This window comes from Rhodococcoides navarretei, assembly GCF_038069675.1.
GTDB classification, from domain to species: Bacteria; Actinomycetota; Actinomycetes; order Mycobacteriales; family Mycobacteriaceae; genus Rhodococcoides; species Rhodococcoides navarretei.
In genome coordinates, this window is record NZ_JBBPCN010000001.1 from 4,676,642 (window position 1) to 4,702,864 (window position 26,223).

At 64.9% G+C, this 26,223-nt stretch carries 19 protein-coding genes; 10 read left to right on the forward strand and 9 right to left on the reverse strand.

Features of this window, described 5'->3' with window-relative positions; genetic code table 11:
* Nucleotides 1-42 precede the first annotated feature (42 nt).
* Nucleotides 43-1,263, forward strand: coding sequence for a Fic family protein (locus tag AABD04_RS22180; RefSeq protein ID WP_341442496.1), 1,221 nt, complete (start codon nucleotides 43-45; stop codon nucleotides 1,261-1,263).
* On the opposite strand, the gene AABD04_RS22185 is transcribed toward AABD04_RS22180, so the two are convergent.
* The 3 genes from AABD04_RS22185 to AABD04_RS22195 all read right to left on the reverse strand — a co-directional run bounded on the left by AABD04_RS22185 (nucleotide 1,236) and on the right by AABD04_RS22195 (nucleotide 3,247).
* On the reverse strand, nucleotides 1,236-2,204 hold the full coding sequence (locus tag AABD04_RS22185; protein ID WP_243597350.1) for an AurF N-oxygenase family protein: 969 nt from the start codon (nucleotides 2,202-2,204) through the stop codon (nucleotides 1,236-1,238). The genes AABD04_RS22180 and AABD04_RS22185 overlap by 28 nt on opposite strands.
* A gap of 241 nt (nucleotides 2,205-2,445) precedes the next feature.
* Complete coding sequence (locus tag AABD04_RS22190) at nucleotides 2,446-2,763, reverse strand: hypothetical protein (protein WP_341442497.1); 318 nt, start codon at nucleotides 2,761-2,763, stop codon at nucleotides 2,446-2,448.
* Nucleotides 2,764-2,863: 100 nt separating this feature from the next.
* On the reverse strand, nucleotides 2,864-3,247 hold the full coding sequence (locus AABD04_RS22195; protein ID WP_341442498.1) for a hypothetical protein: 384 nt from the start codon (nucleotides 3,245-3,247) through the stop codon (nucleotides 2,864-2,866).
* Between the two features lie 42 nt (nucleotides 3,248-3,289).
* Here AABD04_RS22195 and AABD04_RS22200 point away from each other — a divergent pair, with 42 nt between their 5' ends.
* Both AABD04_RS22200 and AABD04_RS22205 read left to right on the forward strand, forming a co-directional pair.
* Complete coding sequence (locus AABD04_RS22200) at nucleotides 3,290-4,171, forward strand: GGDEF domain-containing protein (protein WP_341442499.1); 882 nt, start codon at nucleotides 3,290-3,292, stop codon at nucleotides 4,169-4,171.
* 95 nt (nucleotides 4,172-4,266) lie between these two features.
* Entirely contained in the window at nucleotides 4,267-4,914 is a 648-nt protein-coding gene (locus AABD04_RS22205; RefSeq protein WP_341442500.1) for a class I SAM-dependent methyltransferase, read from the forward strand.
* Between the two features lie 3 nt (nucleotides 4,915-4,917).
* Here AABD04_RS22205 and AABD04_RS22210 read toward each other — a convergent pair whose 3' ends face one another.
* Nucleotides 4,918-5,946, reverse strand: a complete 1,029-nt coding sequence (locus AABD04_RS22210; protein ID WP_341442501.1) for an ABC transporter substrate-binding protein — start codon at nucleotides 5,944-5,946, stop codon at nucleotides 4,918-4,920.
* Between the two features lie 177 nt (nucleotides 5,947-6,123).
* On the opposite strand from AABD04_RS22210, the gene AABD04_RS22215 reads away from it, so the two are divergent.
* From AABD04_RS22215 to AABD04_RS22235, 5 genes are all read left to right on the forward strand, one after another.
* Entirely contained in the window at nucleotides 6,124-7,086 is a 963-nt protein-coding gene (locus tag AABD04_RS22215; RefSeq protein WP_341442502.1) for an intradiol ring-cleavage dioxygenase, read from the forward strand.
* A gap of 32 nt (nucleotides 7,087-7,118) precedes the next feature.
* On the forward strand, nucleotides 7,119-7,313 hold the full coding sequence (locus tag AABD04_RS22220) for a twin-arginine translocase TatA/TatE family subunit (RefSeq protein ID WP_341442503.1): 195 nt from the start codon (nucleotides 7,119-7,121) through the stop codon (nucleotides 7,311-7,313).
* Nucleotides 7,310-8,086, forward strand: coding sequence for a twin-arginine translocase subunit TatC (tatC, locus tag AABD04_RS22225; RefSeq protein WP_335740519.1), 777 nt, complete (start codon nucleotides 7,310-7,312; stop codon nucleotides 8,084-8,086). Before AABD04_RS22220 ends, tatC begins: the two co-directional genes overlap by 4 nt.
* Nucleotides 8,074-8,490, forward strand: a complete 417-nt coding sequence (locus tag AABD04_RS22230; protein WP_341442504.1) for a Sec-independent protein translocase subunit TatA/TatB — start codon at nucleotides 8,074-8,076, stop codon at nucleotides 8,488-8,490. Before tatC ends, AABD04_RS22230 begins: the two co-directional genes overlap by 13 nt.
* 104 nt (nucleotides 8,491-8,594) lie before the next feature.
* Complete coding sequence (locus AABD04_RS22235; protein WP_341442505.1) at nucleotides 8,595-9,887, forward strand: SMI1/KNR4 family protein; 1,293 nt, start codon at nucleotides 8,595-8,597, stop codon at nucleotides 9,885-9,887.
* Nucleotides 9,888-9,946: 59 nt separating this feature from the next.
* On the opposite strand, the gene AABD04_RS22240 is transcribed toward AABD04_RS22235, so the two are convergent.
* Both AABD04_RS22240 and AABD04_RS22245 read right to left on the reverse strand, forming a co-directional pair.
* A complete protein-coding gene (locus tag AABD04_RS22240; RefSeq protein WP_341442506.1) occupies nucleotides 9,947-10,450 on the reverse strand; it encodes an LppA family lipoprotein in 504 nt (167 codons plus the stop codon).
* A 56-nt stretch (nucleotides 10,451-10,506) separates the two neighbouring features.
* Nucleotides 10,507-12,231, reverse strand: coding sequence for an alpha/beta hydrolase (locus AABD04_RS22245; protein ID WP_341442507.1), 1,725 nt, complete (start codon nucleotides 12,229-12,231; stop codon nucleotides 10,507-10,509).
* Between the two features lie 88 nt (nucleotides 12,232-12,319).
* Here AABD04_RS22245 and AABD04_RS22250 point away from each other — a divergent pair, with 88 nt between their 5' ends.
* On the forward strand, nucleotides 12,320-12,619 hold the full coding sequence (locus AABD04_RS22250) for a WXG100 family type VII secretion target (protein WP_341442508.1): 300 nt from the start codon (nucleotides 12,320-12,322) through the stop codon (nucleotides 12,617-12,619).
* Here the strand turns inward: AABD04_RS22250 and AABD04_RS22255 are convergent, their stop codons facing one another.
* Genes AABD04_RS22255 through AABD04_RS22265 form a run of 3 tightly spaced genes read right to left on the reverse strand, consistent with a single transcriptional unit; the run spans nucleotide 12,620 to nucleotide 23,985 of the window.
* Entirely contained in the window at nucleotides 12,620-13,288 is a 669-nt protein-coding gene (locus tag AABD04_RS22255) for a chymotrypsin family serine protease (RefSeq protein ID WP_341442509.1), read from the reverse strand.
* A gap of 15 nt (nucleotides 13,289-13,303) precedes the next feature.
* Nucleotides 13,304-14,182, reverse strand: a complete 879-nt coding sequence (locus tag AABD04_RS22260) for a cyclopropane mycolic acid synthase family methyltransferase (RefSeq protein ID WP_341442510.1) — start codon at nucleotides 14,180-14,182, stop codon at nucleotides 13,304-13,306.
* Nucleotides 14,182-23,985: an amino acid adenylation domain-containing protein gene (locus AABD04_RS22265; protein WP_341442511.1), complete on the reverse strand. Its 9,804-nt coding sequence runs from the start codon at nucleotides 23,983-23,985 to the stop codon at nucleotides 14,182-14,184. The genes AABD04_RS22260 and AABD04_RS22265 overlap by 1 nt, the downstream gene beginning before the upstream one ends.
* 264 nt (nucleotides 23,986-24,249) lie before the next feature.
* On the opposite strand from AABD04_RS22265, the gene AABD04_RS22270 reads away from it, so the two are divergent.
* Nucleotides 24,250-26,025, forward strand: a complete 1,776-nt coding sequence (locus tag AABD04_RS22270) for a DUF4012 domain-containing protein (RefSeq protein ID WP_423228178.1) — start codon at nucleotides 24,250-24,252, stop codon at nucleotides 26,023-26,025.
* Nucleotides 26,026-26,223: the final 198 nt, after the last annotated feature.

Sequence of the window (26,223 nt, forward strand, 5' to 3'; positions counted from 1 at the left end):
GAGTCCGAACTAGTCACGTTTTCTGGCGATCGGAAGGCAGCAATGATCTGGTCGCCACACCGCGTCGAGTCGCGGGCATGGAGGCCCAGTCGGCGTCAAGGTTCGCGGGCCGATCGCACGCTGCAACACATCGAAGTGTCCATTCCGCCCATGATCGGCGAAGCGCACTGCGATGTGTCCGGCTCGGTTGCCATGGCTCACGAAGAGGCGATCATTGCTGTCGCACGACTGGAGGCGGGTTTCGGCGAGCACCTCGCTCCTCTGTCCGACTTTCTACTCCGAAGCGAGTCTGTCGCCTCGGCGAAGATCGAGCACATCGACGCCGGCTGGCGAGCGTTCGGCAAGGCGTTCGCGGGAGGTAAATCCAACGCGGAGGCCAAATCTCAACTTGCGGCCGTGCATGCGTTGGCGGCGATGGTCGACGCCGCCGGCAAAGGTCCGATTACAGGCGACAGTCTTGCAACCGCGCACAGATTGTTGATGGCACCGGATTTCTACACCGCGCGCGATTCGGGCACCGTTCGCGACGTGCAGAACTGGATCGGGGGCAGCGATTACACCCCGATCGACGCCCTGTACGTGCCACCTCCGCCGGAATTCGTCCCCGAATTGATGACGGATCTGCTCATATTTGCGAATCGAACAGACTTGCCCATACTCGCTCAGGCCGCGATCGCGCACGCCCAGTTCGAGTCCATCCACCCGTTCACCGACGGCAACGGCCGCATCGGCCGAGCTCTGATCAGCGCGATCCTGCGTCGACGCGGGTTGACCGGACGGGTGACAGTCCCTCTGGCGTCGGTGATGCTCGCGGACACAGGCCGCTACTTCGACAGACTGACCGACTACCGCGCCGGCGACGCAGATGGATTCGTGGAGTACGTCGCGCACGCGGCAACAGTGTCCAGCTACGCCGCCCAGGACTCGGCCAAGGCCTTGGCCGACCTTCCCGAACACTGGCGCGTCACTGCGCGACCTCGGGCCAGTTCGGCGGACGCAAAGATAATCGACGCTCTGCTCGACATCCCGATCCTGAACGCGGACACGGCCGGCCAGATCACCGGCACTACCGATGCGAGCACCTATCGCGCCCTTGCTCGGCTGACCGAGGCAGGCGTGCTCGAGGTACTGACAGCCAGCAAGCGCAATCAGATCTGGGCTGCCACTGCTGTGCTGGCCGAACTCGATGCGCTCAGCCTCACCATCGGAAAACGCTCGATCCCCCAACGATCAGCTCAGCCGAACGACGGCTCACTGCGGTAGCGCGAAGGCCGTCCGTCGATACCGAGAGCACGCCACACTCGCTTCGAGACTCGGTTCATCAGTCCCAGTTCACCGGCGAGCATGCGAACGTCACCGAAGGTGTCGCGCAATGCCTTTCGTGAGGAGTCACTGTCCCACCAGACGGCGTCCACCACCTCGTCGGGAATGTCGAGCTCGCGTCGCATCTGCTTGCTCGGCTTCATGATCACATCGCACAGCAATCGCATGATGACGGGCGTCAGGATCGAGATCGACGCCTTCTCGAAGGGGCCGAGCCGCGGGGCCTTGTGCTCGAGATACTGGTGCGCGAAGCCGATGTGACGGGCTTCCTCGGCGATGTGGATCTGCATCACGCGCTGGACCAAGGGGTGGCCGACACTACCGGCGCGCAGCACGCCCTTCTGCATGTGGTCGATCGGCTCTTCTCCTGCGAGGACGCCGACGAAGAATCCGAACGGTGCCGATCGGGCGGCGAACACCGTGAGCACGGGCACGATCTTGCGGAACCATGCGGGCCCACCCGGCACGTCGATGCCGATGCGGTTCACCAGTTCCTGGAACATCTGGGTGTGGTGGCACTCTTCGGTTGCCTCGTGCGTCGAGTACCGGAATTCGGGTGAATCGTTCGGGAGCGTGAGGGCGTACTGCATGAGGCCACTGATGAGGATCTGCTCGAACTGCAGTCCGACCTTGACCATGCTGGCCTGGCGATACATACCGATATGGATCTGCCGGTCCAGGGGAAGTGACTTGTACCAGTCGGTGTGGCCGAGCGGGTCCGCATCCGGGAGCACCCAGCGCGGATCGTTGGGAACGATCGCGTATTCGGGTTCGTCCCAGGGGATGTCGAGGAATGCGTCGAAGTGCTGATGCACCGAAGCCGTCGACAGTGCATGCAGCCTGTCTCGGTAGAGCGATCGTGCGTCGTCGACTGCAGTCATGATGGTCCTTCCGCCCGCGTCCGAACTGTATGTACGAAGAATGTGTACGCAACACAGCGTCACACATAAAACCGGTTAGTGCAACGGACCGTCGCAGATATCTGAGAAATCTGCTTCGAAACGACGAAACCGGTCGACCGCAGTGCGGTCGACCGGCCTCGCGAACCCAGGTCAGCGCTGTCGTCGTGAACAGAAATTCGTAGCAGACTACGAAGTTCCGCTCACGTGCGACGAAGTCGCTCTACAGCACCATCGCCAGGAAACCCACGCCGATGACGATGCCGACCACTCCGGTGCCGATGGCCAGCGCCGCGTCCGAGCGTTCGGCTCGCTCCCCGGCGAGGTCGGGGGTGCGATCGGCCCACAGTGCAGAGGCGACGGCGATCAGACCTGCCGCGATACCGAGGCCCGCGGCCCAGAACGAGACGATCGACAGCGCACCGAACATCACGGCGTATTCGGTCACCTGAGCTCGGGTGCGAATGTGCCGATTCCACCACTTCGGTGGCATGTCGTCGTCCGAGTCACGTGCATCGAAGCGGGGAGAGGTGACGGTCACGGTGGGCTCCTTTCGGCGAAGAGTGTGCCTCCATTTTGGCACTCGCCGGTCGAGAGTGCCAATCCCCTGGACGAGGGCGATGGGCGCGTGTGCGGAAGAATCAGCCCCACAGAAGGCGCTGCCCCACAGACGCTTTCATCGGACCCAGATCGAAGGTCGCAGCGTCGGGAATCAAGTACGGGGCGAGTATCCGCATCGCGTAGTCACGGCGTTCGAGCAGAACCTCGAGATATGTGTCCGACGCCTCCTCGCCGGTCACGTCGGACACGATGGCATAGGACCGCACATCCCCGGAGACGGCGCGCAGTTCGTGAACGAGTCGCTCGTGTATCGACCTGTTCGTCGACCCGTCTACCTCCGATTGCTGCCCCGCGAGCACCCGCTCCCTGCCAGAGATGTCGTTGACGACGGCCACCGGCTGAACTCCCCAGTTCTCGCTGATTCGCTCGGCCGCGATGTCGACACACACGTCTGCCGGCGACACTTCCCGCAACGGTCGGCAGGACCGACCTGGACTAGACTCTCGATGCGGGAAGGGGAGAGAGCGGGTCGTTGCGTCGTGGAGGAACACCGGTACCGGCGCATGTTCGCCTCCAGCCCCGTGGCGCAGGCTCTCTCCGACGCCGAAGGATTGTTCGTCGAAGTCAATGCCGCCTACTGCGAACTCGTGGGCTTGCCTTCCTCTGAACTGATAGGTCGATCCGCGACGGTGCACACTCACCCGGACGACCTCGCGCTCCACGGCAGCGTCGAGGATCTGATGGCCGCGGGAGTGGCTGCGGAAAGATCCGTGAAGGTCGAGGTGCGGGTCGTTCGACCGGACGACGAGATTCGCTGGGTTCTGCTGACTCTGGTTCCTTTCACCGGTCCGGCCGATGCCGAATGGACGCTCGCCGCCGCTCTCGACATCACCGAACGAAAGGAAGTCGAGGACGGCATCCTGCTCGCGTCTCGAACCGATCAACTGACCGGAGCGCTCAATCGCCGCGGCTGGTCGGACTACGCGGTGTCCGTCGTCGACGACAATTCGGTCGACACAGTCGTCGCGGTTCTCGATCTGGACCATTTCAAACAGTTCAACGACACCTTCGGCCACGCTGCCGGCGACAAGTTGCTCCGCGACTTCGTGTCGACCGCCCGCGAGTGCATCGGCGTCGATGGACTCCTCGCACGATGGGGCGGAGAGGAATTCGTGATCACTCTGCGCAACTGCGATCGCCGTGGGGCTCTGGGATCACTCGAGGCCCTGGCAGCCGCCACCACGCCATCGGGTGTCACGTTCTCGGCCGGATACACACTCCAGCGACCGAACGAAGGTCTTCGCCACACACTCGACAGAGCCGACGCACTGATGTTCCAGGCTAAGCGCGCCGGCCGCAATCGAATGATCACCGACGCCCCGCGCTGACACAGCTCAAATTTGCCGATCCTGCAAAAAAGCTTGCCATATCCATGTCGCGCTGCCACTCTGGCATCCGTAACGCCACCGCGAAAGGCCATGGAATGACGCATACATTCGACAAGGATTATTGGGAGCACCATTGGGATGACAGAACATCCCATACCGTCGCAGCGAATCCGTATCTCGTCGAAGAGACAGCCGGATCGACGCCCGGTACCGCGCTGGACGCAGGCTGCGGTGCGGGAGCGGAAGCGATTTGGCTCGCCGAACAGGGTTGGCGGGTCACCGGTGCCGACATCTCGGCCGCAGCCCTCACCACCGCCGCACAGCAGGCACAACATGCAGGAGCCGACGTCACCTGGATCGAAGCCGACCTGACGTCATGGGATCCAGCAGAACAATGGGATCTGGTCATGACCCACTACGCGCATCCGTCGATTCCGCAACTGGACTTCTACCGACACATCGCGCAGTGGGTGGTGCCGGGCGGTTCGTTGCTCATCGTCGGGCACCTGCACGATGGCGCGCATCATCATTCGCACGGTGACGGCGAGCAGCCGCCGCACGAGGCCACCGTCACCGCGAAAGACATCACCGCCCTGTTCGACGCCTCCTCGTGGCGCATCGACACCGCAATCGAGCGTTCCAGGACCGTCGGCGGTGTGGGTGTGCACTCGAAGACGCTGCGCGACGCGGTGGTTCGCGTCACCCGGGTGGCACCCGCCGGGACAAAGCCCGCTCCTCGGTAGCCCTCAGCCGGCGGTGTTCACAGCGGCCGCGAGACCGTCGACCAGAGTCGGCAGGAAGTACGGAATCGACAGTGCGGTCGGGCCCACTGCCGCTCCGGCTTCCTGCCCGACGAATCCGGCCACTGCACCCGCGGCCACCGCCGGAATCTGGCGCGAGACAGGCGAATCGAGGAACTGCTGCAGGGCTTCCTCGGTATCGACTTGAGTGAACACCACATCGGCGTCGATCTTCGAGATGTTCTCCGCCGAGACCGTCGTCGAGTAGGTGGCATCGTCGGTCGCGAGGTCGGTCACCGAGGCAGGCGAGACGAAGCCGAGATTCTCCAGCAGCTCCACGCGCGGGTCCGACGGCAACAGCAGGTAGTAGACATCCGCAGCCTCGGACACGTAAGCAATTGTGCGGCCCTCGAATTCGGGGTGTTGCGCTCCCGCGTCCTGAACCTGACGATCGAGATCGGCAACAAGATCACGTGCCCTGTCCTGCACGCCCAGAACGTCACCTGCGGTGGTGATGACATCGCGCCACGGCGTCGACCACAGCTCCTCGGGCGGGGCGATGACAGGGACTCCGGCGGCGGTCACCGCGTCGTATTCGGCCTGAGTCAGGCCGGAGTGCGGGGCCAGCAGTACATCGGGGTCGGCGGCGAGCACCTTCTCGACCGTCAGTGCATTCGTGACGTTGTCGAGCAGAACCGGTGCCGGCTCGCCGCTCGCGTCGATCGCATCGGAGATCCACGGGTAGGTCAGATCGTCACCTCCGCCGTATTCGGCCGAGGGCATGGCCACGGGTACGACGCCGAGCGCGAGGACCGCGTCGGTGGTGCCGAACCCCCAGGTCGCAACCCGTTCGGGCACGGCGTCGAGGGTGGTCTCACCGTACATGTGTTGCACGGTCAGCGGGAACGAGCCGGTGGACGACTCTGCGGCCGGAGTCTCGGCACTGTCGGACGTGCTGCAGCCGACCACTGCGATGGATGCGGCGGCCATAGCGGTGAACACTGCAGCGAAGCGGGTGGTTACACGAAGAGTCATCACGGTCCTGTGGGTCGGCGGCATTGCCACTGAGGTTAGCCTTAGCTACACCCTCATGGAAATCCAGCCCCACCGCTCACAGCAACCTCGCAGCGAGGGTTCAGCGTCCTCACCGGAACACCCCAGAGTATTGGCACTACCGAAACGAACCGATGCCATCTCAGAGGAGATCCGACGATGACCCCAATCCCAGAGCCCACCAACACTTCTGCCGGACCCACGTATGAAGGACGACTGCTCGATCGACCCACCGAGGAGGTCGTCGATCAGGGTGCCGGGTTCGACATCACCACCCTGATCACTCGCCGCCGCGTGCTGAGCATCGTCGGCGCAGGGGCCGGAGCGGTGGCACTGGCCGCCTGCTCCTCCACATCGAGTTCCGGAAGCGTCACCAGCACAACAGCTTCCATGACGGCGAGTGCAACGACCGAAATTCCACAGGAGACCAACGGCCCCTACCCGGCCGACGGCTCCAACGGCGTCAATGTTCTCGAAGAGTCGGGGATCGTGCGCAGCGACATCACGTCCAGCCTCGACGGCGGCACCACGGTCAGCGGAGTGCCCCTCTCGTTCACCTTCAGTCTCACCGACATGGCGAACGACAATCGACCGTTCGAGGGTGCGGCCGTATACCTGTGGCAGTGCGATGCGGACGGCCAGTATTCGATGTACTCCGAGGGCGTCGAGGACGAGACGTACCTGCGTGGCATCCAGGCTGCCGGTGCCGACGGCACGGTCACGTTCGAGACCATCGTTCCCGGCTGCTATTCCGGTCGCTGGACCCACATGCACTTCGAGGTCCACCCCGACGCGGGGTCGGCGACCAACGCGGACAACGCCATTGCCACCTCGCAGGTCGCGTTCCCTCAGGACATACTCGACGCGATCTATCAGCTCGACACCTACCCGAACTCGGCGCAGAACCTCGCCCAGCTCGGCAGCCTCGACAACGACAACGTATTCGGCGACGGCTACGACCTCGAGATGGGGACGTTCTCGGGCGACCCCACATCCGGCTACGTCGGATCGCTGGCCGTGTCCATCGACACCGCCACCGAACCCGCTGCAGGAGGCGGCGGAGCACCCGGCGGAGGTGGCGGTCAGCCTCCGATGGGCGGCGGCACTCCCCCCACCAACTGATCCCTCTCACCCCAACCACCGAAGGAAACACCATGTTGCACAACCTCACCGGATGGCATGCCCTCATCGTTCTCGCCATCCTGCTGCTCGTGTTCGGCTCGACCAAGCTGCCGTCGCTCGCCAAGGGCGTCGGTCAATCGATGCGCATCCTGAAAGACGAAGTGCGCGAGGACAAGGCAGCATCTACGCCGGACGACGCCACCGTTCCGTACCGACACGCGTCATGACCACGGCCACCGCCGCGCGAGGTGTGATGCCCCTCGCTGGGCACATACGCGAGGCCCGACGCCGCGCTGTCCGCGCGGCGGTGTCCCTGCTCGTCGGCATTGCCATCGGATTCGCCCTCTCCGATCAGATCCTCGACATCCTCCGAGCACCCGTCGAAGAACTGGCTCTCACCCGTCAGGCCAGTCTTAATTTCGAGACCGTCACCGGCGCTTTCGATCTCGAACTGAAGATCGCCCTGTTCACCGGCGTGATCGTGTCGTCTCCGGTGTGGCTGCGTGAGCTGTTCGCCTACCTGACCCCCGGCATGACGCGTCGGGAAAAGAAGTACGTCTACGGATTCTCCGCGGCCGCCGCGCCACTCTTCGTCGCCGGCTGTCTGTTCGGGTTCGCCATCTTCCCTCGCATGGTCAGTGTGCTCGCCGGGTTCTCCTCCGACCAGGACAGCACCATCCTCAACGCCTCGTACTACGTCGATTTCGTCATGAAGATCGTGCTGGCCACCGGTATCGCCTTCGTCCTTCCGGCATTGCTGGTGATGCTCAATTGCCTCGGCATCCTCTCCGCACGCAGGCTCCGCAGCAGCTGGCGCATCAGCATCGTCGCCATCGCCCTGTTCAGTGCACTGGTCACGCCCGCCGCCGATGTCCTGTCCATGTTCCTCGTCGCGCTACCGATGGCAACGCTGTTCGGCGCAGCGATCGCGATCACCGAAGTACACGACAGACGCGCCCTCACCCCACCGAAACCGGAGCTCTCATCATGTTCGGCTTGACCTTCGAGAAACTGTTCCTGGTCGCGATCATCGCAGGGTTCGTCCTCGGCCCCGCACGCCTCCCCGGATACGCCCATCAACTCGGACGGGCCGTGCGTGCCGTACGCCATTTCGTCGAATCGACCCGCAGCGCAGCGGAAGACGAGATGGGTGTTCCGCTGCGCCGCAGCGAATGGGAGACGATGGACCTACGGCAGTACGACCCCCGCCGCATCGTCAGCGACGCTTTACGTGACGCCGACGCTCTGCGTGAGACCGACTCCCCATCGGAACAGGTGCGCGCCGAGGCTGCCCGAGTGCGGCCCGGTCAGAAGTACCTGATCACCGGGACGGCGTCGCATCCGCACCGGATTCTCCTCGACTCACTTTCCGAGGACGACCCGCGACGCGTCGCCGCGCAGTAGATTCGGAGATTGTGAACACGGCGAACATTGCGGTCCCCGATGGTTGGTACTCGTTGGTATCGACTGGGCACGAAGCACACGGGATTCCGAGTCCGACATCGGTTGTGGCCGAGTCGGATTTCGGCGTCAACGTCAGTGCTGCGCGTCCCGGTGAGGTCTCGGTGACCATCGAAGTCGCGTATCGCCCTCCGACCGACCATGTTCCGAAGGGGTGGACGCTCGAAGCATCCGGGACGTTCGTTGCCGCAACGCTGTTGCGCGTCGAGACCCCGGACGGCATCGTTCACGACGAGTTCCCCGACTTCGCGCAGATCATCCTTCCCTCCGAGATGACGTATCGAATGTTCCGAAAATTTCGGGACGACACCGGCCTCGAACAGCACCTCTTCGAACTCACACCCGCGATGATTCTCGACGCGCAAGGACGACCCGCGCGCTTCGAGACAATCCAGCGCGCTCAACCGGACCCCGACGCCGTCACAAGGTGGGAAGTCGCATGCCCCACGTCGACACCCGGAACGTCCGTCATGGTCAACGGAAGCGGGGCCGATCGAGCCGAGGCGTTGCGCGCGGTCGTCGACAACGGCCTGAACCTGTTGCACAGCGAGACACCCGACGCTGGGCCTCGCTCGCCGATCTTCGTGGCTTTGGGTGGGGAGTTCGCCTGGGTCAGGGGTTTCGGCGATCCAGAGTTGTCGACATCGGACCTCGCGCAGGTGGTTCTCGACGGCATCGAGGGTGAGCGGCGCTCTGCCGTCGAGCGCGCCGCTGCTTTTTCTACCCGTTCGTCACGCCCGCCTGTCAAATATTCGACGCAATCATCGAGTGTCACGCAGCAATGGAATCGGATCGTCGCGTGGCTCGAGAACACTATTCCGAACTACGTCGTGACCGGTGCCGACGAGACGCGCATCGCCGATGCCCAGAGGCGAACCGGAGTGGAGTGGCCCAGCGAGCTCATCGAACTCTTCCGGTGCGTCGACGGCCTTCCTCGTGAGCCATGGATGGTCCTGTTTCCGAAGTACGAGCTGTTCGGTCTCGACGCGATGCTCGAGGACCGTGCGATGATGACCGACATCTGGCAGACCGGCGATGCCGAGAACGATCCCGACCGGGTGATCTCCACGACCGCAGGCGAAGCCGCGTGGACCTTCCTCGACGAATTCATCCCGATCGCGGGGATGGACGGCTACTTCCTGTTCGTCGACACCCGCCCGGGCGAGTTGAACGGCTGCGTGACCGTTTTCGACAAGGTGAATTCCGACGATGCTGGGCCGCAATGGCTTTCCATCAGCGCTCTGCTCGACGACCTTGCAACCAGTCTCGAAACAGGAACGCCGTTCGACGGAGGGTGGCGTCACGCAATCGTCGACGGGCGTCTGGAGTGGGGCATCTGAGGTCGAGGGGTGACAATCCTATGGCCCGACCCTGGCGCCGAGGGTGTAACGCGGGCGACTCACCGCAGGTAGCAGCCCGTGGTGATCATCAGCGCGGTGCGTCCGCCTGCACCCAACAGTATTCGTCCGCCGTCGGCGTCACGCATACTCACCGAACGCCGTTGCTCATCTTCACGATTGAGATCGACTCCGTCGAAACCGTTGGCCACAGCGATGCTATCCACAGCCTCGAGCACGGCCGCCCACCGATCGGGCGGAATGGGCGTATCGGAACTGTACGGCAGCAGTTTCACTTCGATCCCCGGCGTGTTGGAATACGGAGCGCTGCAGGGTGATTCGCTGCGAGTGCGGGTGGTGGACCATTCCAGGCCCGGCACGAGTGCCGAAATAGCCGCCTTGATGTCCTCCTGCATTTGCTCGAACTTCGGTTCGACCACGCTTTGCCGCCCCGGCCGTTGCTTCAACTCCTCGGTCAGTGCGGCGGTCTCCTCGGCCCTGATTTCCGAATCGGCCTTCCCACGCGGACGCTGGTCCCCCTCGTACGGCTCCGCTGTATTGCTCATGCACCCTCCCAGGAATACGGCAGCGAGTACGGCTGCGCACGCACGTCGCGGTCTCGTCATCGGGCCACCGCCACATCCGGAATGCCGGCGACCACGGCAGCTTGATTGAACTGACTGGTGGTGTCCAGCTTGTAATAATCACTGTGACTTCCCATCCGGTCGATGAGGGGGCCGGTGAATCGATCGGTGGACATCAGCGTGACGTCGGTACCGTCGGGCATCACGATGTCGGCGGCGCGGGTCGACAGATCGTGTACTCCGGCGATCTCGCGTGGGTCACCGTCGAACCGGGCCAATGCAGCGACACCGTCTCCGCCGGACGCGAGGGTGTACGCGTCACCGTTGATGTGCAGTGCGCCGAGGTTGTCGGTACCCACACCGGGCGAGCCCATGAACACAGCGTCGTCCACACCGGTACCGTCCTGCAGTGCGAATCCTGTTGTGAGAGAACCATAGGAGTGCCCGACGGCCGTCAGATGGGGATCGTCCGAGCGCGAGGCGTCGATGCCGTCGAGGAAGGACGCCAGTCGGTCACCTCCCGTCCGTGCCATGCCGTCGGACAGCACCCCCACGTTCTGCGGTGCCTCGTATCCCATGAAGGCCACTGACGCGACGCTCTGCCCGGCAGTGTCGGGACTGTAGTGGTCGAGTTGCCACTCGGACAGGTCTCGCACGGACGCTGCGTCGCGAACCAGGTTGGCCAAGCCGCCGTCGACGGTACTGGTGAAGCCCGGCGTGTGTACGGACACGTGATCGGCGGTGTCCACGTCGCCCACCGCGACCACTGCGGTGGCCAGCGTCTGGCCGGGCGAGGCGTCGAAGGACAGCAATTGCCTGTCCGGGAACGGGATTCGATTGCCTTCCGAATCCAGCGCCACGTTTCCGTCCTGCCCCACCTCGAACATAGCGCGTTCGACGGCATCCAGAGATGCCCGCTTGTCCAGTGCGAGTTGCAGTCTCTTCTCGTCCATCGCGTTCTGTGTCTGCTCGAAACGAGCCCGCGCTTCGTTGATCTGCCCGTCGATGGTGCTGCGATCGATCTCGAGTTGCGCCAGGTTGGCCGTCGACCGCTCGGCGGCGGGGATGCCGTCGAGGTCCCCGATCCAGTAGGGGCGCTCCGCGCGGACGTAGGCACGCTGATCGTCGGTGAGCGAATCCCACCACTGGTTGTTCTCGGCGGGCTTGCCGTCTTCCGGCGGCATCGGGGTCTTCAACGATCCCTGATCACTACCGAAATCGACTGCCTCGCGTACGTCGGTGCTGCCGTGGTCGGTGATCGAACTCTGCGCCGCGGCACTCATGACTGCGGCCGCGTTCTCTTCGATCTCCGTTCCGCGACGCACGATTTCGCCGACGCGGTCGAGAAGGTCGGCTTCGAGTCGCTGACGGTCCGCGGCTTCGGCATCGGTCTGATTCGGCGGTCGCTCGAAAGCCCATCTGTCCCAGAGCGTGTTGTCGTTGCACACGGCGAAGTCGTTCGCGAAAGCCAGCGACGAGACGTCGGCGAGCGCCCGTTTCAGTGCGGTGACGGCATCTTCGGTGTCGTCGGTGAGCTTCTTGACGGCCCCGACCTGCGCCGCCGAGTCGGTCAAGTGGTCTACGACGGCATCGAACGCGCGGCGTGCCTCCTCGCTGGTCTCCCCTGCCCAGCCGTCGACGACCCCGAGACGATCGAGCTGATCACCCAGTTCGATCAGGGTGCTGATTCTGCTGGCGAGCGAGCTGCTGAGCCGCTCGAGCCCCGCCGTGTCCCAGTCGTTGATTCCCCCGATGTCAACCACGCGGTCAAGGTACCAGCCCACTGCCCGCCCCACCGGGTGTTACGTTCACCGTAGTGACAGGCACCAACAGCCTCGGGGGAGGAATGTGATGGGGGATCGTCTGGACGTCGACGTGGCGTTGCTTCTCGACGCGGCGGGCAGAACCGACCTTGCGATCGAGATGGCGTCCGAAGATCTGGCCGTAGTGGCACGCGATATGTCGACGGGTGCAGCGTGTTGGCCGGGAGCAGCAGGCACGGCGTACTCCGCCCTTACGGCTGCGTGGGACACAGCCGACTCGACGCTGTCCACCGAGGTGAAAGATCTTGCTCGAAAACTGCAGGCAGCTGCACGAGACTACGCAGAGGCCGAGGCTCGAACAGAAGCGCAGATTCGCGGTACCGGCTGACTACACCGGGCGGAAGCCCGCACCCGGAGCCCCCGACTCACTCAGCAAGCGCACCGATTCCGACGCCGACGCGTAGGCGGTGGGACTGAGCAACGGAGCGCCCGAGGCATGGCTGGCGATTCCGACGAGCGTGGTGCCGGCCATGAGCGGGGCACCGGAGTCGGCCCATACGGTGACGGCATCGGACATCAGGTCGCTACCTCGAGTGTCGACGATGGTGCCGCACGTCAGTCCGCTGCCGAGCCCGGTCTTGCAGACCGGCTGCCCCACCGATCCGATGCCGATGTCCGTGACGGTGATTCCGCCCAGACTCGCCACCGGCGTGACCTTGGTGGGATCGAGGACGATGACGCCGTAATCGGGTCCCCAATGCCCGACGGCCGTAGTGCCGACCGGGGCCGCGGGCGATCCGACGAGAGTGACGGGCAGACCGGTGCTCAGAATGCAGTGGCCTGCGGTCAGGGCAACGAGTCGGCCGGCGTCGTCGTATCCGACGGCCGCGATGGAGCAGGCGGTGAGGTCGTCTACGCCGCCGGTGGTGACGAAACCAGTGCCGGGTCCGACGACCGGAAGGGGTGCTGCAGCAGCGGTTCCGGGAGCCATCGCGCTGACGGCCAGCACCGCGGCAGCGAACAGTCCACTGACACAACCGAGTCGGGCACTCTTCATGGTGGGCATTCCTTTTCAGTTCACAGGGATGTCTGCAGCGGCCAGCGTGAATTGCACAACGTCGATGCGTGAACTCTTGAATCGAGCCGACGAACCGGTGAGGTACTGGACGTATTTGTCGTACGTCGCCTCCGAGGACACGGCAATGGCCTCATCACGGGAAGCAATCAGTTTCTCGGCCCAGGTATCGAGTGTCCTCGCGTAGTGCAGCCTCAGGGGATGCTCCCGAAGCAACTCGAACCCGGCTTCGGCAGCCTTGGACTTGATCACCTTGACGAGCGTCAACTGTCCGCCAGGGAAGATGTCGCGCAGGATGAAGCGGGAGAAATGCGCATCTTCGCGCGTGAGTCCACCCGCCCCGGAAGCCGGATCGGGCGGCGTGATAACGATGGTGTGCAACAACATTCGCCCCTCGGACGACAGTAGCGAGCGGCATTTCGCGAAGAATGCGGAGTATCGATTGCGCCTGAAATGCTCGAACGCGCCGATGCTGACGATTCGGTCGACGGGCTCGTCGAATTCTTCCCACCCCTGCAGCCGAATGTCGACGGTGCGGTCACTCGACAGGTCGGCGACGACCGCACGACCGTGCTCGTACTGATTGCGGCTCAACGTCAGACCGATGACGTTGACGTCGTACTTCTCGACCGCCCGTTTGGCGAGAGCTCCCCAACCGCAACCGATGTCGAGCAACGTCATGCCCGGCTTCAGATCCAGCTTGCCGAGGGCGAGGTCGATCTTGGCCGTCTGCGCCTCCTCCAGCGTCATGTCGTCACGCTCGAAGTAGGCGCAGCTGTACGTCATACTCGGATCGAGGAACAGAGCGAAGAACTCGTCCGACAGGTCGTAATGCGCTCGCACGTCATCGACGTACGGCTCCAGTTGTTCGCTCATCACGCCACACCTTTCCCCACCGCATCGGTGCCGATCACTCGGCCTAGTGCACGGGCACCGAGCTCGCCCAGCATGTCTTCGTGTTCCACGTCCACCCGGTGCACCGACATCCGACCGTCGACGAATTCCGTCCAATGCTCCGCCCCGTGCGAGCCACGAGCGGCGAAGTAGTGCACCGGACCCGCGAACACAGCGGGCGCGTACGACGCCACCCAGGTGGGAGACATCGCGACGGGACGATACATTCGCTCCAGGTGATCCTCGGTGAGAAACGCCAGTTCACTTCTGTTCTCGCGCAATCGATCCACGATGTCCTCGAACGAGTCACCGTCGACCCCGAGCTGACGAGCGAGATCGTCGATGCCGAACTCCGAAGCCCCCTCGGGTGCCGAGAGCTGAGCGTCGACGAGCGCCAGCAGGGCGACGTCGCCACCCTCCGACTGCAGTTGCGCGGCAACAGCATGCGCGATCACACCGCCGAGCGACCACCCGACCAGATGATAGGGGCCGTGCGGCTGAACACCTCGGATCTCACGCACGTACCTCTCGGCGAACTCCTCGATCGAGTTCGGTGCGGCGTCTCCGTCGGCGATACCGGGCACCTGCAGCCCGTACAGCGGACGTTCGGTCTCCCCGAGCAACGAGAAGTAACTCCAGGCAATGCCGATGGCCGGGTGCACGCAGAACAGCGGTGCGCCCACACCCTCGGTTCGCAGCGGAAGCAGCACCTCGAAGGCACTGTCGGCCCCCTGCTCGCCCGCATCGAGTTGCGCGGCCAGGGCCGAGATCGTCGGATGCACCAGCAGCAGGCTGATGGGCAGTCGACGGCCCAGCCGGTCCCCCAGCGCATCCATCACCTGCACCACCGAGAGTGAGTGCCCGCCCAGATCGAAGAAGTTGTCGTCCACACCGATGTCCTCGCCTGCTACCTGCAGTACGTCGGAGAACACCGCGTGCACCACCACCTCGTGAGCGGAGACCGGGGCGCGTCGTTCGGTCGACATCACCGAGGGCTCGGGCAGTCTGCTCGCATCGACTTTGCCGGACAACGTCATCGGCAGTGCCTCGACGACGGTCACGGTGTTGGGCACCATGTACGCCGGGAGCGTCCGCGCCAGGAACTCGCGAGCCTCCCTCGGTTCGACGCCACCCACCACGTAGGCAGCCAGAGAATGCGCACGACCGATCACACTGGCCTGACGCACATCCCGATGACGGAGCAACGCTGCCTCCACCTCGGACAACTCGACGCGATGGCCGCGAATCTTGACCTGCGAATCCACCCGGCCCAGATATTCGAGTTCGCGATCGCTGCCCCGCACCACCCAGCGCACGAGATCACCGGTTCGGTAGAGCCGTCCCTCGCCGAAGGCATCGGCAACAAAGCTGCTTGCCGTCGTTCCGCTCTGCCCCACGTATCCTTCGGCAAGACCGGCCCCACCGAGGTAGAGCTCCCCGACGACGTTGTTCGCCACCGGGCGCAACCGGGCGTCGAGGACCACGGCGTCGAAGCCGCGAACCGGTCCGCCGATGGTCACCGGGCTTGCCGGGCCCCACTCACGCTGGTCACTGGTGCAGGTACTCATGACGGTCCCCTCGGTGGGGCCGTAGGCGTTGAACACCGATCGATCACGGGACCATCGCTGCAGCAGAGCAGAATTGGCGGCTTCACCCGCCATGACGATCACCCGAAGCGACGGCACGGCCTCCGCGTCGGTCACCTGCAGCACGGTCGGGGTGAGGCAGGCGTGGGTCACCTGATGTCGATCGATGAGCGCTTCGAGTTCGCGTCCTCCGTGCACCTCGGACGGAACGATCACCACGGCGGCTCCCGCGCCGACGGCCATCAGGGTCTCGAAGATCGACGCGTCGAAACTCGGCGATGCGAACTGCAGTACCCGCGATCCCGGCTCGACGTCGAACAAGTCTCGTTGGCTCTGCACCAGATTCGCGATGCCGCGGTGCGTCACCCGCACGCCTTTGGGCACCCCCGTCGAACCGGAGGTGTAGACGACGTAGGCCACGCTGTCCAGCGGTGCGTCCCGCACGTCGACGCGGTCCCGTTCGTCGCCGGTGACGCTCACCCAGTCGCTGCCGAGCGAATGAAATTCTGCAGCAGCAACTCCCGTGACCGGGGCTGCGCGATCAAGGATCTCCTGTACCCGAGCCACGGGTTGAGACGGGTCGATGGACAGGAAGCCGGCACCGGTCTTGGCCACCGCCCAGATCGCGATGAGGTACTCGACGGAGCGAGGGTAGGCGATCGCCACCAGCGCACCGGGTCGAGCGCCCGCACGTATCAGACTGTCTGCCAGGGCATTCGACTGTCGGTCCACCTCGCGGTAGGTCAACGACCGCGAGTCGTCGATCACGGCGGTATTGTCCGGCCAGCTCGTCACCGCTTGCTCGAACACCGCCGCCAGTGTGCAGCGTTCGGGTGCGCTGTCTCGGTGGGAGGCGACGGCTGACGGGGCGTGCCCGAAGTCTGCGCTGCCGAGCCGGGTGTCCGGCTGCGCCCCGACCAGGGCCAACACCTCGGTCAGACGCTCGGCGAGTCCGAGAATCACCGAGCGCGAGAACCGGGCGGGCGAGTACCCGAGATGGCCGATCAGTCCGGACTCGGACTCCTCGACCACGACCTCCAGGTCGAACTGCGTGGCCGTGATGTCCACGCGACGCGGCGCGATCTGCGAAGACCCGAGTTCGATTGTCGGAGTAGCCATATCCCCGAAGGCGAGGAGCACCTGGAACAGCGGATGGGTATCGACGGCGCGGGTGGGTTGCACGGCGTCCACCACCCACTCGAACGGTACGTCCGAGTTCGCAAATGCGTCGAGATCGCGGTCTCGCACGGCGGTCACGAAGTCCGCGAACGTCATCGACGGATCGACCTGCGTCCTGAGGACGACGGTACCGACGAACATGCCGACGAGGTGGTCCAGCGCCGGGTCGGATCGGCCCGCCACCGGGGTGCCGATGGCGATGTCCTGGGTGCCACTGGCTTCGGCGAGCACGGCGGCCAGCGCTGCGTGGACCACGACGAACACCGTCGCGCCCAGTCCATGGGCGAGCGTGCGCAGACGAGTGAGGGTCTCCGAGTCGACGGCGAACTCCACCGGACTCGCATCGACCGACGCGTCGGGAGTCCCCGTCGGCAGGTCGAGAAACTCCGGTACGCCGGCCAGGGTGCGACGCCAGAATTCGAGCTGATCCGACGCCACCGTGTCGAGCACATCGCGCTGCCACACTCGGTAGTCCGAGTAGTCGACGGCCAGCGATCCGAATTCCGGTGTGGATCCGGACAGTCGGGCCAGTAGAGCGATCTCGATGTCTCGGGCCAGTGGACGGAGCGAGAGGCCGTCGATCGCGATGTGGTGTGCAACGGCAGACAGCACCCGCTCGCCGCCTCGGTTCACCAGGGCCAGACGCAGCGGTGCCTCGAGGGTCAGGTCGAAGCCGTGCAGAGCCGGAATGTCGTAGGCGGCATGAGCATCGTCCAGCGTCGACAGCACGATCTGCGGGTCGAGAACCACGGTGACGGGACCATCGCCGGCCGACGGGTACACCGTGCGGAGCGGTGTATGCCGTTCCAGTACATCCACTATCGCGGCGCGCAGAACGTCGAGGTCGACATCCGCCGGGAGCGGCACCTCGACGGCGATGTTGTACGCGGCCGATGTCGGGTCGTAGCGATTCTGCAGCCAGATTCGCCGCTCGGCCGGGGCAAGACCGGGGTACGACCGCGCGCCGGAATCGTGGACCAGAGCGGGCAGTGGAGTGTAGTTCTCGGACAGCAACTCGATCGCGGCCGCGAGCCGTGCCGCGGTGGGCGACTCGAAGATGGTCCGAACCGGAACGTGGGTGCCGAGCGCCGCGCTGATGCGAGTCGCCGCACGCGTCGCGATCAGAGAGTCCCCGCCGAGGACGAAGAAATTGTCGTCGACGGCAGGATCGTCGATTCCCAGCAGGTCGGCGAAGATTCCGAGAACGACCTCCTGCGCCAAGGTGCGTACCGCCGCCGGATCGCCGCCGGGCAGCATCTCCGAGTGCAGGGCGGCGAGATCCACCTTGCCGTTGCCGGTCAGCGGAATACCGTCGATCCGGGTGATGGCGGCCGGCTGCGTCGACAACGGCAGCCTGTCCAGAAGCCACGCGGCTGCGTCCTGCGCATCGAGTCCCACCACCCACGCGTGAATTCTGTTCTCGCGCATCGTCGCCACTGCAGCAGTGACGTCCGGGTGCGCCGTCAGGGCACTCTCGATCTCGCCCAGTTCGATACGCACACCGTTGATCTGGACCTGGTCGTCTCGGCGACCGCGGTAGTCGAGCACGCCCGACGGCTGCTGCCGAACGAGGTCGCCGGTCCGATACATCCGTGTGCCGCCGGAGGCCGCGATAAAGCGCGCGGCGGTCGACGCCGGGTCCGCGCGGTAGCCGCGAGCCACACCCGACCCTGCGAGATACAGCTCACCGATGCCCCCGAGTGGCACCGGCTGCAACCGGTCGTCGAGCACGAGAGCTCCCACATGCGGCAACGGTCGACCGATGGTGACCGGCTCTCCGGCGCGCAGCGACTCGGCCAGTGTGGCCACCACCGTCGCCTCGCTGGGACCGTAGGCGTTCAGCATCGACCGTCCCGCTGACCAATCGTCGACGACGCCCTGGCCCAACACGTCTCCGCCGACGGCGACGGTCTCGATCCCCGGCGTCGGCGGCACGGTGGCGAGCACCGCGGGCGTGGACAGGTAGTGGGTGACGCGATGCGCGGTGAGGAAGGCTGCCATCTCGTCCCCACCGAGCAGGTCGGGTGGCGCGATCACCATGGTCGCCCCGGCCCCGAACGCAAGGACAAGCTCGAGTACTGCGGCATCGAAGTTCACCGAATATCCATGCAGCACCTGCGAACTCGATGTCACGCCGTAGCGCTGAACTACCTGCTGCGCGAGCGAATAAACACCCTGATGCGTCACGACGACGGGCTTGGGTGTTCCCGTCGAACCCGACGTGTGGATCACGTAGGCGGGGTGCGCAGGGGTCAGCGCTGCCAGGCGGTCCGCATCGGTCAGGGGCAGGTCGCTGAAGTCCTGGGCCTGGTGCTCGTCGAGCCAGGTCACTGTCGGCTCGAGTCCGCCGAAGCCGATCTCGATGTGCCCCAGCATCTGTTCCCGGCGAACGGCCGGGTACCGCGGGTCCACGGGGACGAATGCGCCGCCTGCCTTGACCACGGCCCACAACGCCACGATGTAGTCGGCCGAGCGTTCGAGGGACAGGGCGACAAGAGTTTCCGGTCCGACGCCGTGTGCGATCAGCAGCCGCGCGATTCGGTTCGAACGAGAATCGAGCTCGGCGTACGTCACCGAGTCCAGGCCGTCGATGGCGACAGCATCACCGGAAATGGCTGTGCAGCTAGCCAACACGTCGAGTAGCGTTCCGCCCGCCGTCGCCGACGGCAGTGCTGGTGTCTCGGCAAGCGCCAGGTCACCGATCACAACAGCGGGGTCGGCGACCGCCGCGTTCAGGAAGGCCAGGATCACCGAGGCGAACTCTTCGACGGTGGCTCGCTTGTACAGGTCGAGCGAGTACTCGATCTGGCCGGTGATGACCGCCGAATCACCCGGTTCTTCCGCCAGCACGAGGGTGAGATCGAACTCGGAGGTGCGGGTGGGTATCTCCAGCACCGAGACGGGCAGGTCCTCGACCGATCGGTGCGGCGCATTGTCGAAGGCCAGCATCACCTGGAACAGCGGATGCCGGTCGAGGGATCGGTCGGTCGCCAGGGCGTCGACGATGCGCTCGAACGGGACATCGGAATGCGAGAAGGCATCGAGGTCCGCGGTGCGGACTGCATCGAGCAACGACGCGAAACTCTCCGACGGGTCCACAGTGACTGCGAGAGGCAGGGTTCCGACGAACATGCCCACCATCTCGTCGAGCGCTTCGTGACCTCGCCCTGCAGTCGGAGACCCGACCACCACCCGGTTCGACGTGCCGAAGCGACTCAGGGCCGCAGCCACGGCGGCATGGACGACCATGAACGTCGTCGAGTTCGTCGATCGGGCCAGCTCACGAATACCCGCGTGCAGCGTCGACCCGATCTCGAAGGGAACTGCGTCCGTGATCATCGATTGCACTGTGGGCCTGGGGAAGTCCGCAGGCAGCTCCGCCGACGCGGTGCCGGCATCACCCAGAACCGAAGCCCAGAACGAGAGTTGTTGATCGGCAACCGAATCCACCACTGCACGGTTCCACACCGCGTACTGGCCGTACTGCGCGCGTAGGCGTGGCCAGGTGGGCGCGTGACCTGCGCCGCGTGAGGCGTGGGCGAACGCGAAGTCGCGTACGAGTGGGTCGACCGACCACCCGTCCATCGAGATGTGGTGCACCACGACCACGACCACGGTGTCGCCGGATTCTTCCACTCTCAGAAGCGTTGCGCGGATGGGTACTTCGGCCGTCACATCGAATCCCTGGGCCGCGGCAGCTGCGACAGCAGAGTCCAGATCGCGCTCGGAAACAGTGCGCTCGGGCACCTCGACGGGGACGGTATCGGTGGGCCGCACCACCTGCCGCGGGCCGTCGTCGTCGGCCGGGTAGTACGTACGCAAGGCTTCGTGTCGCTCGATGACGTCGCGGAGAGCGGTCAGAACCAGCGAGTGGTCGTCACCCGCTCCGACGCGTGCTCGGATTACCACGGGCATGTTGTACGCGGGCGATGCGGGATCGAACTGGTTGAGGAACCACAGCCGCTGCTGCGCGTAGGACACCGGGATGCGTGACGGTAGAACGGTATCGAGTAGCTCGAGCGAGACTTCTCGCCCTGAGGACGAGTCGATGGCCTCGGCGACTGCGCGGACTGTGGGGTCGGCGAACAGCGCGGTCAACGAGATCGAGGAACCGAGGCGTGCGAGAACTCGGGTAGCGCTGAGCGAGTCACCGCCGAGCTCGAAGAACGAGTGCTCGCGCCCCACCTTCTCGACGCCGAGGACGTCGGCGAATGCCTTCGCCACGGTACGTTCGGTATCGGTCTGCGGCGCAACGTATTCAGTGGTGACGAGTGCAACGGGGGCCGGCAACACACGACGGTCGACCTTGCCGCTCGCCGTCATCGGCAGGGCGTCGAGAACCACGACGGTGCTGGGAACCATCCAGGTGGGCAGGCGGTTCCGGAGATGACCGTCCAACGCCGCCGGTTCTCCGGTGACGTACAGGACGAGTCGGTCGTCGCGCAGGACGGCCACTGCGGCGGTCACTCCCCCACACGTCGTGGCCGCTGACTCCACTTCGCCGAGTTCGAGACGACGCCCGTGCAGCTGGATCTGCTGATCGCTGCGGCCGAGGTATTCGAGCGAAGAACCGTCGAACGACCGGCGGACGATGTCTCCGGTGCGGTACACCCGAGCCCCGGAAACCCCGGGGTCGGCGACGAACCGCGTCGACGTCACCCCCGGCTGGCCGCTGTACCCGCGGGCGAGTCCGTCGCCGCCGAGATAGAGCTCGCCGACGCCGCCGCACGGCGTCGGCCGCAGGTGCGCGTCGAGCACCAGGGCGCGCACGCCCGGTAACGCAGCGCCGATGGTCACGCGTTCGCCGGCATGCATCGGGTCGGACAACGTGGCCAACACCGTCGCCTCGGTCGGCCCATACGCGTTGCGCATCGCCGCATCGGCGGAGACGAACCGGTCACGCAAAGCGGGCGGGCACTCCTCTCCCCCGACGTCGAAGACCTCGATGGAGCCGAGGTCGTCGGGGTCGAGGGTGGCCAGCACCGTCGGCGAGGTGATCAGATGCGTGATCTTCTCGCGGTCCAACACCTGGGCGAGGGCAGGGCCTGCGTAGACGTCGGCCGGGGCGATCACCAGGGTGGCACCCGCAGCGAATGCGGCAAGGATTTCCTGGAGGGACGCGTCGAATACTGGCGAGGCCGCGTGCAGCACGCGTGAGTCGGGGGTGACGGCATACCGTTCGACCACGTTGGCCGCGAGCTGTGCGAGTCCGCGGTGAGTGACGCTGACCGCCTTGGGTTTACCGGTCGACCCCGAGGTGTGGATGACGTAGGCCTCGTTGTCCACGTGCACGGTCGGCGGAGTGAACGGCCGTGCGTCCGCGTCGAGTAGGTCTTCGATGTCGAACCATTCGATCGTGCTCGGAAGTTGTTCCAGCACATCCCTGGTGGTGACACCGAAAGCGACGTTCGCGTCGGCGAGTACTGCGGCCAGACGCTCGGCGGGCTCGGTGGGGTCCAGCGGAACGAACGATGCGCCGGCAGTGGAGACAGACCATGCTGCAAGCACGGACTCGTAGGAGCGTTCGATGGCAACGGCGATGCGCGTCTCGTTCGCCGCGCCCAACGAGAGAAGCTGCGCAGCAATGTGTTCGACGACCAAGAGGAAGTCTTCACTGGACTGATCGACTCCGGTGGCACGCACCACGGTGCCGCTTCTCAGGAGCGAGGGCAGCGGTGCGGGGGTTGCGGTCGCCGTCGCAGATGCGCCGAGCAGCGCTTCCTTCTCGTCGACGTCGAGCACCTCCAGCTCGGACACGGCGAGCCCCTCGGGTGCATGAACCACCTCGCGCAGGAGTGCCAGGAAGCGTCGATGGTGGGCTGCGAGCTCGTCGGTGCTGTAGAGAGCCGGGTTACCGAGGAAGTCGACGCGGGTGCTGGTGCCGGCGACACCGGGGTAGACGTTGACCATCATGTCGTCGATGGGGCCACTGGAGAGCACGCGATATTCGCCGACGACGTCGCCGAGCCGAATTGTGCTGTTGTACATCATGATGTTGACCGTGGGACCGAACACTCCGCGTCCCGCGGCCGCGCTGCCGGTACCGTCGCCGGTTGCCCGTTGCATGTCCTCGACACGGAACCGCTGATGACGAAGTGCGCCAGTGAGTTCCACCTGAATCCGTCGAAGAAGTTCCTCGACGGTGACTCCCGGCTCGACACCGATGCGCAGCGGCACGACGTTGGACATCATGCCGGACGATTCGCGCAGTTTGGTGGTCGCTCGGCCCGATACCGGCAAGCTGAGCATGACGTCTTCGGTGTCGGTCATGCGCGCGAGGTAGAGCGCGAACGTGGCGAGCACGACGGGGACGTCGGAGGAGTTGTACCGATGTGCCACTGCGGCAACCGCTTCGGTGAGGTCTGCGTCCAGCACCGCACCGACACTCACCGTCACTCCGCTGGGAGCGGCGGGTTCACTCGGGCTACCGGCCAACCGGGGAGCCTCGAGGTGGCCGTCGAGTCGACCGAGCCAGTACTGGCGATCGGTCTCGTAGCGGGAGGAGTCGGGGTACGCAGCCTCGTAGTCGTAGATCTCCCGCACTCCGATGGCGCGGGTCTTGGGGATCTCGGTGCCCTCGATCAACGCGGTGTACACCGCAGCAGTGCGCTCCTGCACCGAGATTGCGCCGAGTCCGTCCATCACGATGTGGTGCGCCCGGCTGTACCAGTAGTAGTGGCACGGGCCCACCTGGATGATCTCGGAGGCGATCAGTTGGTCGCGAACCAGATCGACGGGTTGCCGGTACTGCTCGTCCATGTACCGCTGAGCATCCTCGATGGGATGCTCGAGGTCGGTGAAGTCGCGGTAGATCATCGCGTAGGGCACCCGGAGGTCCGACCACTGGTACGGGTGACCGTCGTCCACACCGATTCGCACTGCGGGCGATTCGAGCCGTCGGCAGGCGATATCCGTCGCACGAATCAGCACGGCCGGATCGATATCGCCGTGGATTTCGACGTATTGAGCGATGGTGAACGGCACATCGGGGGCCAGCTGCTGAGCGAGGTAGATATTCATCTGAGCAGCCGACAGAGGGAAGCGGCCATCCTCGAACCGCTCATCCGCCTCTGGCGACACTCCCCGACCTCCTCAACGCACGCGCCCTGACGGCTTCGATTCGGCCGGCGCGCCACCATCGACGTAGATCTTTCATCGCCCATTACAAACTAGTCGACACGGGGTGAATGCTCTACCTGGATCGCACTACAGGTACGCCAGATCGACTACTCCCCCTTAGGCTGTGCACTCGAATACATTTCCTCGACCGAGAGGCCACCGACGATGGCAATCAGTTCCACCGATACCCGTGGTCGGAAATCGGGCAGAAAGCGGCCGATTCTCATCACGGTGGGGGTATTTCTGGTCATTGTCATAGCTTTTGCGGTGTGGCTTGGTTACGAAGCCTATTCCGCGCAGTCGAGTTTGACGGCCACTCGCGATTCGGCCACGCAGGCCAAGGACGCGTTGCTCGACGGCGATTCGGCGGGAGCCGAGGCAGCAGCGGCGCGCGCCTCCGAATCCGCAAACGATGCGGTCTCGGCGACGACGTCGATCCCGTTCTCCATCGCCACAGCCGTTCCCTATCTCGGTAGCCCCTTGAAATCGGTAGCGCAGATCAGCGATGTGGTGCAGGGATTGGCCGTTGACGTGCTCGCCCCCGCGTCGGCCGCGGGTGCCAGCCTGAATCCGAGCAGCCTCGTCGAGGGCGGTGGCAAGGTGGACACTGCGGCCCTGCGGGATGCGCAACCGGTACTGCAGCAGACCTCCGCAGCAGCCGACGAGCTCAGTGAGCGCGCCCAGCAGGTGGACGAGCCCGCCTTCCTCGGCGTGGTGGACGAGGCCCGGACGTCGCTGATCGATCAGACGCACGAGCTCGCGACTCTGCTCACCAACACCCGCATCGCCAGCGAACTGCTGCCGTCGATGCTCGGCGACAACGGCCCGCGCAGTTACTTCCTCGCGTTCCAGACCAATGCGGAAGCTCGTGGCACCGGCGGGTTGCTCGGCGGCTACGGCATCATTCGAGCCGAGAACGGCACGGCCCGCGTCGACACTCTCGGTGCCAACAACGAACTCGAGTTCGCGGAGCAGCCCATCGATCTGGGGCCCGAGTACAACGCGCTGTGGGCTCCGCGAAACACCACCACCGATTTCCGCAACTCGAATGCAAGCCCGCACTTTCCGTATGCCGGGCAGATTTGGTCGTCCATGTGGACGGAGCAGACGGGTGAGGTGCTCGACGGTGCCATCGCCACCGACCCGATTGCGTTGAGCTACATCCTCGGTGCCACCGGCCCGGTCACGTTGGCCGACGGCGAGCAGATCACCGCCGACAACGTCGTCGAGATCACCCTCAGTACTGCCTATTCCAGGTTCGGCGACGACCAGTTGGCCCGCAAGGCGTATCTGCAGGAGATCGCTGCCGCCGTGGTGCAGAAGATGACCACGGGAGCGGCACCCACCAGACCCCTGCTCGACGCAGTGGGCCGCGCCGGCAGCGAGGGCCGCATCGCGGTGTGGAGTGCGGACCCGGCCGAGCAGGCAATTCTGGCCGGTACCAAGGTGGGTCACGTGTTGCCGGACAGCCCCGCGCCGTACGCCAACGTGGTGGTCAACAACGCCGGCGGCAACAAGCTCGATTACTACCTCACTCGCGACATCACGTATTCGGCGGAGTCCTGCACCGCAGGAACCCGTAAGTCGACGGTCACGGCCACGCTGACCAACAACGTGGATCCCGCGGGCCTGACGCCTTACGTGGCAAGCACGTTCCAGTCCAACGTTCCGTACGGCACCAACGAGTCGATCGTCTATCTGTACGGCACTCAGGGCGCGAAGATCACGTCCATGAAGGTCAACGGCATCACCGGCTTCTCCATCCAGGCCGGCACCGAGCTGGGTCGGCCGGTGCAGGCCGCGTACCTCACCATTCCGCCGGGTGAATCGCAGACAGTCACGTGGGAGCTGGAAGAGCCGTCCGCTCCGGGAGAGGCGACGGTGCCCGTGCAGCCTCTAGTGGATCAGCCCACGGTCAGCATCGACGTTCCGCAGTGCTGATCGCACCGTAAGTCGCATATCCAATTTCTTCGGCCGAGCAAACGGACTGTCGAAAATGAGCCGACGAGTTCATCCATGTGAATGAACTTGTCGGCGAATACGGTCGCAATTCCGTGCGCCGGTAGGGCCACAATTGCTGGTGTTATGTACCTGTTCTCGGGCACGAATCTCGGAGCATCAGGACGTTTCGGTGCCAAT